Source organism: Endozoicomonas sp., assembly GCF_051008435.1.
In the GTDB taxonomy this organism is placed as follows: domain Bacteria; phylum Pseudomonadota; class Gammaproteobacteria; order Pseudomonadales; family Endozoicomonadaceae; genus Endozoicomonas_A.
On record NZ_JBPCXO010000114.1, the window covers coordinates 1 to 12944 of the forward strand.

Below are 12944 nucleotides of genomic sequence, written 5' to 3' on the forward strand. Positions count from 1 at the left end.
AATGGGTCTGTTCAGAGTGCGGAGCTGAACATCTGCGTGACGTAAACGCAGCAAGAAACATTCTTGCGGTCGGGCATGACCGTCTAGCTGTAGGAATCCCCGTCCTTTAGCGCGGGGAGGATGTCAAGCCATCAAGCTAGGTTCAGAGACTGCAGTGGGCACCTCTGATGGGCCTGTGGTCATTTATTTTTATTCTCTATGAGCACTGGCGTGTCAGGTCTATTCTATTCTGCCTGCTTCAAGGTCAGCTGCAAAGTGCGGATATAGAATTCTAATACCCACACTTGGGCAATGGTATGGAAACTGGCGGCTCCAATCTTCCTGTTAATGGTCCCAAGGGGACACGAGACCCCCTTCAAACTCCGGTGAAATCCTCTGAGGGTACTCATCCATCGACCGTAAAAATGGGGCCTCGGGATGTTGCTGTCCACAAAACGACGGGCGCTCCTTTGGAGGGCACAACAGGGCAGCATCCACCTTATATTCCGATCCACAAACGGGATGTCGTCATTGAGGAAGTTAAGGGAGGAGTCTGGGGGAGTATCCTGAGTGGACTGTCCAAAGCGGTGATGGTGCTGGTCAAAGCGGGAGCCGGTGCCAGTGGCAACGACGCTGACAATAAAATAAAGAGCGACAAACGGTTTGTTAAGGACAACACAAAAAGACTGAAGGGCTATCAAGCTGAAATAAGCTCAATCAAGGCTGAACTGAATCGATTCAGGCAAAAGCTCTCCCGTCTGAAACCTGATCAACAGCATCGATTTTCAGAACTCCATAAAAGGCTTTTTGAATTGAGAACCGAGCTGAGTGCACTGGAGCACAGCTTTCGCATGGTCGGCGAGATGGAGCCTTTTCTGAAAGCCAGTGATGAGACGCTCAAGCGAGAAATGAAAGAAGGCATGAAGTCCATGGAAAAGAACATGAATCCTGGACTGAAACTGCTGGTGGGCCTTCAAAAAGTCTTCAAAGAATCCAGGCAGGGGTTACCTGCAGGAAAGGTTTATCAACTCAATCTGGGCGATGTTTCTACCAAAACACCTTCTGGTGCAGCGCTGAATGCGCAGAATATTGGCGTTTATATTGAGCAGTGTTACATGTCCCCGACGGGAGAACTCACTCTGGATATTGCGGATATCAGGGCTGATTTATCATCCCTCGGAGAGAGTGGTGAAGTTGAACCAATGACTCTGTCAGGTGGTATCAGTATCAAGCTGAGGCCTCCCGCCAGTGACCACTTTCTTAAAGCCATGACCAGCTCAACTTTTTCCATGCCCAAACATATTTATAATCTGGGCAAAGAGCTGAAGCCTGTTTTTAATGGCATGTTCAAAGATCCACCTGAATCCAGGCTCAGTGATGTAGCTGAGGTGTCTATCAAAGGTCTTCAGTTAGAAAGGGATGGACAGTCTCTGCCACTGCAGGAAGCCCCCTTCGCCCATTCGCTGCTTGATTTGATGATACCCATTATGGGTGGAAGCCAGGAACTGCCTCCCAGTTCTCTGAAGCTGGAAGGGCGCCGGAAGCACAGAGAGCTGAAAGTGACCTATGAAAATCTGGCCAGGCAGGAAAAAGAACTGAAAGAGGATGTTGATCGTCTTTTAGAAGATTTGAAAAGCCTGCCTGAAGGGGATTCAAGAGACCGGTGTCGGCGCATTGGTAGAAATGCTTCCAAAGAGTTGGAAGCATTAACAGAAGACAGAGTGTCTAAAGGCCAGCAGTTAACCTTCAGCCGACAGGCACGAAAAGTTCAGAAGCAACGATTAAAGGATATGCAGTCGTCACTTGAGATGAGCCGGGGGATGATCGATCTGGTTTATGGACTGGTGACAGTGGCTAATGCCAACAGTGAAGGGACTCAGACTCATCTTGATATTCCAAGAATGATGATCCCTGTGTCGGGTGCATCATCAGTTGAATTGAGCCAGCTCAAGATTAACCTGTCTGATTTTACCTTCAGTGAAGAGGGCGTGGTGGACCTTAACATTCCGGAGATGGCCAGTCATATCACGCTTCAGAACGAAGCAACAGGAGAGAAGCGGTCGGTACCGGTTATCCTGAGGGGCGCTTCTATCAAGATTCGTCCACCCTATGGGCTTCTGGCCAAGGAATTATTGCAACTAAAGTTTCCACTGGATTCCAAAGCGGTGGAAGAGGTCGTTTTGCCTTTATATAAGGAAATGGACAATAAACGATCTACAGGCGGGTCAAAAACCTCGGATTATGCAGAGATTGATCTGGGGACCGTTTCCTGTATGACCCAAAAGGGTGAAGTGACTTTTTCCGGAGAAAAAGGCAGTCATTATCAGCAGCGCAGGCAGGAGTTTGTTAAGACAACCCGGGATCTTCTCTCGACAGACGTGAATGCCCAGAAAATGGTGGCAGCTCTGGAAGCGGTGGGTCTGACCCGGGAAACGCAGCAAAAAATCTGGAAGCTCAGTGAAGAAGGGGTTTTTGCCGAGTCTGTTGTTTTTGCTCCAGAAAAGTTGGAACAGCTGGTATTGGTGCCATCTCAGAGAGAGCGGTTGGATGAACCTGTTCAGAGTGTACCTGATGAAGGTTATATCAGTTCTACCCCCCTTGAATCACCGATAGAAGATCATTCAGTCTCATTGAGTTCCCCGCTTCCAGAGAATGAGACACTTCTGAATACTGAAGAGACTTCACCTGTTCCAGAGCCAGAACCGCCAGAGCCAGAACCGGCAGAGATAGTGCCCGTGGACTCAAAGCTCTCAGAGCCTGATCCTGTGGTAATGACCTCTGAAGACACTGCGCTGGAGAATTCTGTCACTCTGGATCCTTCGATTTCTGAGCCTCAACGGCTTCAGTCAACGACAGTGAATTCCCAGATAACTGACGCAGTGACTCCAGCCGCATCACCGCTACCTGAATTAAAGAGCAGTGACTCTGTGCCACAGGTCGATTCGACAGCGGAAGTTCTTAAAACTGAAGGTGTGTCGATTTCCAAAGAAAGCGCAATAACGGATCGGGTGATAGATACCAACCCAACAGAGTTGGCGAAAACACCGGTCAGGAAGGCTTTATCCTCAGCCGTTGCCCAGCCTGCCACAGAAAAGCCTCCAGAAGGGTTAAAGTTTAAGGATCTGAAAGGTTGTTTAGGGGTTATTAATCCAAAGTTTCGGGCAGAAAATGGAAAAAGAACCGCTGATTTTGAAATGCGAATGGCTCCACAAAGCTTGATGAAAAAGCTGTCCTGGTGGATGAACTTATTCTTCGGCAAGCAGGAGGTCGCTGTTCAGGTGGTTCTGCCGATAGACCGAAAGAGTTCGGAGTTACAGCTGCAGTCCCCTTCTCTTCAGTTGAAGAAGCAGACTTCTTACAATCCCGCTGTCTGGTTGGCGACTTTTGTGCTGAATCGCAGGCTCAGGAAACTCCAGTATCAGCTGGAGTTGGATCATGTTGAAGAGCAGAAGCGTTTGAGTCTTGCGCATAAGCCCTTAGTTAGCCCAGCCTGATGCTATCAAGCTCTCTGGATAAATGCTGATACTTATAAAGGATAAGTTGCGATTATTCAGCAGGGAATGCTAATGGAAACCAGTGGCAGCGGGCGATCCAGAAGGTCAGGTAATACTCCAGCCGGGTCAGTCCCGCAGACTCCGCCCAACAACAGTGCGTTGCACAATCAGAGAACAGTTAACAGTCAGTCTGGCCCTCAGGTTCAGAGTAGGATGCTCGAGGGGGCTTCCTCCGATGCATTTGTACCTTTGTCGATCAGGAAGATCACTTCGGTGGGTAGCTGGTTGGCAGGTTTGATTAGTGTCCTGAAAAGGCCAGTCATTGCTTTCGTCAGAGGCTCTTTTCAGAGTGCTTCTGATGCACAGGCCAAAAAGCTACAGCAAGGTATTGAAGGTCTTAAGAGGGAAATTGCCGGACTAGAAACAGAAGTCGCTGAAGTACGTGGCAAAGCTCAAAAGTACCAGCGGGAGCTGGATCAGGCTGAAAGAGATCCGGCCACGATGACTGCCCACGATGTCAAAATTTTTGCTCTGACCTTGAAGTCAGTGGCGGATTTTGAGGGAGAAGTGGCTGAAAAGAACGCAAAAATTGCGGATAAAAAGGCCCGGATCAGGAGAAAGAACGCTGAAATTCAGGGACAACCCGATCAGGTAGAGCTTTCGGTCAGGATGATGTCCGACAATCTTGAGCCTGGATTGAGAATACTGATGGGCTTGAGGAGTGTTTTTGAAAAGAAAAAGTCGGATAAATCCGGTAAGAAAACCTACGAAATATCAGCCGGTAATCTGGTGTATTCGGAGCCAGGAGCCCCGCCTCTGTCCATTGAAGACTTAAAGATCTATATCGATGAATTCAGTGAATCTCCGGGTTCCGTTCTAGTGCTCAACATCCCCGCGATTCAAGGTTGGATTAAAGGAACTGGCCAGAGAATGCGTCTTTCTGTTGGTGGACGTGTCGTTATCTCACCACCACTGAGCGGGCCTCTGAAAGAGATACTGACCTGCGGGAAACTGAAAATCACCGAAAAGATGGATGCCTTATCCAAAGTTTTCTCTACGTTTAGTGAACAGATTGCCAAGCCTGACAGTCAAGAACTGTTCAGTGATGCCATCAAAGTCGATATCCACCATTTTGACCAGCTGGAAGGTGAAAAAGAACACAGCCTGTTGACTCATTCTGTGGCCTCATCCATGGCAACACTGCTCAACCCCATGCTGACAGGGTGGCAAAACGCCAAGAATAAGAATGAGCTTGAGAAAGCTAAAACGCTGGCAGGGTTTGATCGGAATCAGTGTGACCGTTATCAGTCCAAGCTGGATGCCCTGAATAAAATGGAAGGTGAGCTGAAAGCGCTACAGCCCGGGTTGAATGATCCCCAGGGGCAGAAAGAATTAAAGGAACAGCTTGAGCGCACTCAGCAACTCATCAGAAACGCTCATGGCAGTCATGTGCTTAATCGAAAACATTTGGAAGCCAAAGAGAAATCAATACAGTCGCTGGAAGGAAGAACAGCACCGGCCAAACAGGCGCTGAATAATTATCAGAATATGATGCAAATGTTCTTTGGCTTAAGAGCCAGACTTTTGGGCAGTTTGCAGCAGAAGCCTGTTCAGATCAGAGTCCCCGAACAGCAAGTAGACATTACTGGAGCAGGTCATCTCCGGTTATATAATCTGAAAATGAATCTTCAGGAGCTGGTCACCAATGATGATGGGTCCGTTGATATTGTCATTCCGCAATTGGAGTCACAGGTCGCTTTACATAACAGTGCCACAAAAAAGGAAGAATCCGTTCCAGTTGGCTTCTTGGATGTAAAGATTCATCTCCATCCTACGATTGCTCCTCTGGTTTTAGGCGCGTTGAATACCCGGTTCCCCATTGATGTTGAGAAAGTTGAGCGGTTCATCAGAGCCTTCACTCAGCAGACATCGGCCTACCGAGACCCGAACAGTGGAGGTCTGAGTCCTAAAGCCATTGGGGAGCATATCAACATCAGCATCGGTAATGTTTTCTTTACCGGTAGAGAATCAGCCGTGGAGTGTGATGCACGGCCCCGGTCAGACTTGAATCAACTGGCTGAAAAAATGTCAGAACTGTTGGCCAGTCCGATGTCACCTCAGCAACTGGGAGTGATTCTGGAAAAAGAGCTGGGTCTTAGAGGAGAGCCAGCGGCCAAAGTATTAAATGTACTCTCTCTGGGCTTGTTGGAGCCTGCTCCAGAGCCCGTTCCTTTGCCTGTTCCTGAACCTGTCATACCAACCAATATGCCTGACGAAGAGGGGCTGACAATAGGGCAAAGAGTTGAACCTCAGCGTCCCGTCGCTTCCGGGCAACGGGAAGTAGACCATCAAGAACCTGTGGACGAAAAGACTGACGTCGATACACCGATCCCTGTAACTGCTCCTGAAAGGCCCGATAGCTTGGCTATCGTCGTAGAGGATGAAACTCATCTGGAAGAACCCAGTTCTCTGGAAGAAACAAGCCCTGCGACGATCCCTTCTCCAGTCTCACTGTCTCCTGAGCTGGCATTGGAAAAACGGGATGAGAAAACCGAAGCAGTCACTGCTCCGCCCCCTGTTAGCGTTGAACTTCCGGATGAATTAAAAGAGCCTGATGAAAGAACTTCTTCATTAGGGGGGGAGCCTGAGGAAAGCGTTGTCGAAACAGGGGTTCCCCGTTCTCTTGAGGCAAGTCATCTGGCAGGTAATGAAGCCGTTGTATCCATAGATTCTTCTGAGCCTGTGACGTTTACTTCGATTGCCCAGGACCATCTGGAAGCCTCCATTTCAGAACCCCATAGCGTAGAAGCAGAGAATGAGGTGCCAAGGCTTCATCAGATTACTTTGCCTGAGCTTCAGCACTGTAAAGGGATTACCAACCCGGTGGTTGATGACGAAGAGGCTGGCGCTCCCACAGTCAGTTTTGATATGGAAACGGATGTAGGAAAGCTGTTTGGCAAAGTGAACTTTTTCATTCGTTGGTTGCTGGGGGGAGATAGGGCCTCTCTGGCGGTTTCCAGTGGTACAGACAGTGGTGTATTAGAGCTCGGAAAGCCAAGAGTCGCGGTGAAAAAGTCAGGTTTTCTAGGGTGGAAAAGCCTGTTCGCTAACTACTGGTTGCAGCGGCAGTTGAAGAAAAGACCTCTGACTTTAGACCTGGATATCAGACCAGAGCAGAAAGCACTGAGTTTGCAGTTTTTGGAAGCCTCTCAAGTTTAGGGAAGAGAGCCATGAACGTAGGGAATGAAGGAACAGGCAGAAAGCCTACACATTTATCTTCGTCGCCTGATCTACCCAATGAAGCCAAGGGCGTTCGCAAAGAAGATACCGCTCAGAGGCAGGTATTGCCTCGTTCAGAGCACAAACCTTTCCGATCGCTGGTGGACAGGGGGATTGAAGTTGTTCCCGTCAAGCCAGGTCTGCTGACCCGAGCGTTCAGTTCGCTGTCGTCCAGTTTTATTTCTTTTTTCAGCTCTGCGATTTCATCCATTGCCGGTGCCAATCAAAAGGAGGTCCGAGATTTAATCAGTCAAGAGCATGAAAAACAGAAAGAGATTAAGAAAGATGTTAAAGAGTTTGAAGTGGACCTGAAGCGCACTGAAAAGTCATTAAAAACATTACGCATGAGTCTGGAAGCCCTGACGCTTGATCAGTTGAATGAATACAGTGATCGGGTCAGAGAGCAACAAAGTACTCAGGAACAACTTGTTCTTAAAAAAGCTTACTTAACACGATCTGCTGAACAGGTGCGATCTTATGAACAGACTCTAGCGGCCAGTAAGAGCAAGCAGTCACTCAGTATGAAGGTGCTGGAGGAGAATATTTCAACCGGTATTGAAGCACTCATGGTGTTAAAGGATGTGTTCAATAAAAACAAGAAAGGGAAACATCAGGGTAAGGTGTTTGAAATGCGGTTGGGTGATGTCAAGGTGACGGATCCTGATCGTTATGATTTTCAGGTTAAAAACCTGGTCGTTAATGTCGGTCGGTTTTGTTTTGAAGACGGTCATATCGAGTTGGAATTGCCGGAAATCTCTGCTCACTGTTTCTCCCTGGGGGAAGGTAAAGCGGTTGGGCCAATCAAAATGAAGGGCGGCTGTCGGGTTCGTATTGGAGAACCTTTGGCTGAGCCTTTGAACAAGTTATTGACCTGTGGGAAGACTGAGATTTTTGGTGCTTATAAAAAGGTCTCTGAGGTATTTGAATCCCTCAGTGATGAAACCTCCGGAATCGAAGCTGAAAAACATATGGGGGATGTTTTTCAATTCACGGTTGATGGTTTGGAAACCCAAGAGAAGGGAGAGAGTTCAGACCTGTTCACCGAAGCAATGGGAGAGGCAGTAATCAGGCTGTTATCTCCGGTCGTAACGACCTGGAAAAAAGAGCAGGGTGCTCAAAGTCTTAAAAAGTCCAGAGAACGGGAAGATGGCTGTACCGTAAAAGCCAAAGGCATGGCGACTTTGTATGAGCTTAGAGAGAAAGCCGTAAAGATACTGGAAGAAGACCTTCCAAGGATGAAAGAAGGCGAAGCGAAAAAAGGCTGTGAGGCCATGCTGGCAGATTATCGAACGACTCTGGATCGAACTCGAAAGTTGGTGCAGGAGAGGAAAGATGCGTTGTCTCAGCAGGAAAAGCTGACCGCAGCCATGGTGTATCGAGAGGCTAATGCCGGAAAATCTGTTCAGACCTATCAAAATGCCCTGAAGCTGTTTCATACATTAAGAGGGGTTGCCACAGGGAAAGTATCAGGCCAGTCAGGCTCTGCCTCTATGGCGTTAAGTGAGCAGCGTATCGACTTTACTGAAACAGCCCATGCCGAGCTGTCATCGGCCTCTCTGCAACTCTCAGGGTATAGTCTGAGCGATGATGGCGTTCTTGATATAAAAGTCCCCGAAATGTCGTTGAATCTGGGGCTGGTCAATGAAGTGTCAGAAAGTCGTGAAGAGTTTCCCGCCAGCCTGAAAGACGTATCACTGAAAGTCAGTCCTCCAATGGGGGCGATCATTCACGAAATATTGTTACTGGATTTTCCTCTTGAGCTTCGGACTCTGGAGTTATTGTGGAAGAAATATCTGGACTGTACTGCTGAACATTACAGCCCACATGGAGCCCATGATCCTGTTGATGTGGTCTCTTATTTCTCGGTTGGGGTTGGCAGTGTGGCCTGTCTGGCAGAGGGGGATGTTCGGGTCGAAGCGGGAGAGCGCTCAATTAAAGATAAAGAGTTGATGGCTATCGGTATGTCAAAGCTCATGGGACAGGAGCTGAAGGTCAATGAACTGGATAAACTGTTCCGCACAGAAATGGGTATGAACGCTCAATCGTCCAGCCAGATAATGAACCTGCTTTGTCTGGGCTTGTTGGGTGAGCCAGACGAAGATGCTGCTGCATCGGTCATGGCACCGGATACGCAGGAAGTACCGGCAGTGCTCGATCCATTATTGGCAACTGTTAAAGCCAACGTTGATGAGTCCTTGACGGACTCTGTGACGGTAAAGAATGTCCCCGTTAAGGAAAACACTGAAGCGTTTTCGATCTCGATACCTCCTGTATCCCTGGTATCGCAGGAGCAGCTGGAGCCAGTCATTCCTGCCATTAAAGAGCTGCCTGATGAATTGCCTGTTGATGAAGAGGAAGGCGAACTGAATCGCTCTGAGCCCAATATTGTTGATCCACTGTCCCCATCTGTGTATGACTCTTTGACAGTGAGCAATGAACCAGCTTCTCCACTCCCCAGTAATACTTTGTCTCCTTCCTCCGCCAGTGTAGAGAGAGATCTTCCGGCAGGGGGCATGTCTTCACCCTTACCCAAAGAGGTTCAGGTCTCCTCTGAAGTCAGCAAGCAAGATGACATCAGGGCAGAGGCTTCTCCTATGAGACAAAGAGAAACCTCAGTACCTTTACCGTCAAGTCCAAAGGTGCAAAGCGATATAAAGTCAGGGGACAAAGCTGGACGCAAGAAGCTGGCATTCAAGAAAATACAGGAAACCAGCGAGAAGCGGGCACTCTCGAAGAAAGAGATTCGTGTATCGGAGTTAAGCCGTTGTCCAGGGGTCAGTCAGGTGAAGACAGCGGTGAAAGAAGATCGGCTGGAAGTGAGCTTTGCTTTGAAAGCCCCTACTCTCAAAGTGCTCGGAAAGTTGCCTTTCTTGTTGAGTTGGCTGGTGGGAGCCGATCTGTCTCTTTCGGTTCAGAGTCCTCTGAAAGAGGATGTGGTTCAAATCAGTGAACCCTCTATTCAGGTTCGTAGTGCCAGAATCCCATTCTTAGGTACCTGGCTGGCCAATTATTGGCTGAAACGAGCAATGGCTAAAGGTCAATTGGGGGTTGATGCCCATCAAGGTGAAGGTCAGACAGACCTGCAATTCGTCCGGATTGAATCAGCCTGAAACTGATTTGTTTCTTTATATCTGAACATAAGCTCATTGTTCGTCCGATTCCCTCGCAAACATGATCTTCTCTCAGATAGATGATTTCTGTCCCAGCCCGGTCTACTTTTGTTATTGGGCTTAACTATAAAAAAAACCGACCCGATGGATAACTGGCTATAAAGGCCTTCTTGCGTTTTGGCTATATTTGATAGCTGAGACGATTTAGCGCGGTTCGTTCACTGATGTTAAAACTCGAAAAAGCACAGATATTTTTACAGCAGGAGGCTCAAAGCAAGCAGGAGGCTTTGCAATTAGCTGGTAACAAAATGCTGGAGACCGGTCTGGTTTCTGCTGACTATCTGCCGGGTATCTACACTCGGGAAACGCTTGCTTCCACCTTTTTGGATCATGGTATAGCTATTCCCCATGGGATGCCGGAACACAGGCATGCGATCAAGAGAACCGGGGTGGTTGTGATTCAGTTTCCAGAAGGCGTGGAATGGGGGCAGAATCAGCATGTGTTTCTGGCCTTTGGTATTGCCGCCCACTGCAATGAGCACCTCAGAATTTTGAGTGGTCTTACTCGTGTTCTGGATAATCGTCCCCTCTGCAGTTATCTGGCTCGCACCCGGGAGCCTGAAAAAATCGTAGACGCTCTTGAAGGCAAGCCTTTGCCGGGGCTTGGCAGTCCCCATGAATGGCAAAAGGCTTATTTGAACCAGAGCCAAAGGGAGACCTGTGAAAGAGGCTGGGTCAGCCGTTCGTACAGTAAGGTCAGGGAGCTAACCAGAGAATATGTTATTCACAACACCAATGGTTTACATGCCCGGTGCGGCAGTGCCTTTATTTCTGCTCTGACGGAGTATGACACACGTGTTTATGTGAGGAATGTCAGCAAAAATGGCGAGTATGTGAATGGCCGTAGTCTGGTCAAACTGTTGGGGCTTGAGTTGGTTTGTGGCGAAATACTGGGAATCAGGCTTTCAGGGCTGCATGCCAGTGCTGCATTAAAGCGTCTGGATCAGCTGCTTTCAGAAGAGTTTACTTCGATATAAAAAGCAAGCGCCCTTCAATGGGCGCTTTGGCTAACTCAAACTGGAGCTCAGGTCTCCAGGGGGTCATTAGTTTCATCCACCTGAGTGATGAAAATTGAGCGATAGTTAATGACGGGTTTCGCTGGCTGGCATGATATTCGGGTGATCAAGCCATTCTTCAGGACACTCATCAATAGTGTCCACGGCTTCGGCTTCATTCAGCTCCCCACGGGTCGCCAGCACTGCCAGATCCTTGGCAAAACTTTGTAATAGATCGATGACTTCCTCCCTGTCAGGATCGAGACTTTCATCAAACGTTATATTGAAGAGAGGATTGTCATGTTCGTACTCCTCTCCTTTGCGCATGAGCGTCATTTGAAGGCCGGGCTGCTCATAGTCCGTGACTTCGGCCAGCTTGAATGTAACTGATTGGGCTTCCCTGAGAACAGACAGTAGCTTCAGGGCTTCTGCAGCGCTGATATCGCCTGCATCAACACAGGCTTCAACATATTCCCTGGCCGATAATCCTGATTCCAGGTAGTTGTCCACCAGATCCTGCAGTTCTTTGTACTTGTTATGGCTCATGGACCCTCCTTACTGCGCTTTCAGTAATGCCTGTAAACAGGTCTGCCTTGGGTGACAGTCGGGCCGTATATTACAGCACAACCCGCTATGGCTTCCGGACTGCTGGACAGGACCTGTAAACGAGCGCACATCTCCAGTGTACCTGATTACGAATCAAATGAAAGTTTAAATAGGTATTTGTACTTTGTCGTGTTTCGGGTGATACGGAAAGATGTCAGGGGGCTCTTCTAACGATCACCTTTCGATGGTATTTTTAAGAAGAATGGTCTTTCAAAAAAGGTTTTGTGAAAGATTTATTCATAATGTAGGGCTGGTTAGCCATACTTTCATTTTCCGTACTTCCCTCTGCTGCTTCCTTTCGCTATGGGCATTTATGAACCTTTCCAGACTGAACCTTAACCTGCTGCCAGGCCTGAAAGCCCTGCTGGACACTCAAAGTGTCTCCAAAGCAGCGCAGATGATGTGTGTTACCCAGTCTGCCATGAGCCGAACCCTGGCTCAGCTGCGGGAAGCATTGAATGACCCGATTCTGGTCAGAAAAGGCAATCGCATCTACTTGTCCGAAAAAGCCCTGTCACTCCATGAAGATGTGAACCGGGTTGTTTCACAAGCCAGTAGCATCTTCGAAAATCAGCAGTTCGATATAGCGACGACTCAGCGACACTTCCGAATAGCTTCGGGGCACATTGTACTGGAGCGGATTCTGCCAGAGGTGTTGCAGAAGATATGGGCTGTGGCTCCGGGTCTGACGTTTGAATTGCAGGCGATTAATCCTGCTGTTGATGTTGCTACGGGTAAACTGGACCTGTCTATTGGCTATATGGGGGTTCAGGAAGAAGGTCTGTCCAGCTTTTCACTGATGAAAGACCGCATGTGTCTGATTCTTTGTGAAAACCACCCTCTGGCCCATGAACCTTTCTCACAAGAGGCGTTGCAATCATTTTCCTTTATAGTGCAGCGAGACAATATGAACCTGCACCAGCAAGGGGAAATTAACAGCTTTTTGCAATCGGTTCAGGTAAAAACCTGGTCGCCCAGCCTGTCTGTCAGTCTGGCGCTGATTAAGGGGACGGATTGTGTCTTTCTTGCTCCGGCGTCATTGTCCATGTTTATGGAAGACCTTTCAGGCTATGTGATCAGAGAGTGTCCAAAAAGTATTCCGGAAGTAAGCTTCAATATTGTCTGGCCTGAATATTGGGATCTAAACAGGGCTCATCGTTGGATGAGGGAGTTCATTCGAGATGAGTTGCTGGAACATATCCAGAGCAAAGAGCTGGATATGTTTGTCAATGAGTCAGAGGTGGTTCAGGAAGAGGAGCGCTCGCTCTCTTCCTGATTGTACTCTTAGCCCGGATATTTCATAAACTGCGCCGAATCTCGCGCAGGCATTTGTCGCTCTAAGGGATTTTGCGAAGGAGTGCCGTACCGGGGAGTACGGTCGACTGAGTAAAACTCCCTTAGAGCGGCAAAGGGCAAGTGAG

Annotated in this window: 7 protein-coding genes; 6 read left to right on the plus strand and 1 reads right to left on the minus strand. The window is 48.4% G+C overall.

Going from position 1 to position 12944, the window contains the following annotated elements; all coding sequences use genetic code 11:
* The 5 genes from ACR2PX_RS05270 to ACR2PX_RS05290 all read left to right on the plus strand — a co-directional run.
* Positions 1-110: zinc ribbon domain-containing protein (locus ACR2PX_RS05270; protein ID WP_433997355.1), on the plus strand; the 110-nt coding region annotated here is incomplete at its 5' end.
* Between the two features lie 186 nt (positions 111-296).
* A complete protein-coding gene (locus ACR2PX_RS05275; RefSeq protein WP_433998319.1) occupies positions 297-3473 on the plus strand; it encodes a hypothetical protein in 3177 nt (1058 codons plus the stop codon).
* A 72-nt stretch (positions 3474-3545) separates the two neighbouring features.
* Positions 3546-6692, plus strand: a complete 3147-nt coding sequence (locus ACR2PX_RS05280; protein WP_433998320.1) for a hypothetical protein — start codon at positions 3546-3548, stop codon at positions 6690-6692.
* 11 nt (positions 6693-6703) lie between these two features.
* Complete coding sequence (locus ACR2PX_RS05285) at positions 6704-9862, plus strand: hypothetical protein (RefSeq protein WP_433998321.1); 3159 nt, start codon at positions 6704-6706, stop codon at positions 9860-9862.
* A gap of 224 nt (positions 9863-10086) precedes the next feature.
* Positions 10087-10899, plus strand: a complete 813-nt coding sequence (locus ACR2PX_RS05290; RefSeq protein ID WP_433998322.1) for a PTS sugar transporter subunit IIA — start codon at positions 10087-10089, stop codon at positions 10897-10899.
* A 105-nt stretch (positions 10900-11004) separates the two neighbouring features.
* On the opposite strand, the gene ACR2PX_RS05295 is transcribed toward ACR2PX_RS05290, so the two are convergent.
* Complete coding sequence (locus tag ACR2PX_RS05295; protein ID WP_433998323.1) at positions 11005-11463, minus strand: hypothetical protein; 459 nt, start codon at positions 11461-11463, stop codon at positions 11005-11007.
* A gap of 373 nt (positions 11464-11836) precedes the next feature.
* On the opposite strand from ACR2PX_RS05295, the gene ACR2PX_RS05300 reads away from it, so the two are divergent.
* Positions 11837-12799 carry a LysR family transcriptional regulator gene (locus ACR2PX_RS05300; RefSeq protein WP_433998324.1) on the plus strand — a complete coding sequence of 321 codons (963 nt, stop codon included), beginning with the start codon at positions 11837-11839 and terminating at the stop codon, positions 12797-12799.
* Positions 12800-12944 lie beyond the last annotated feature (145 nt).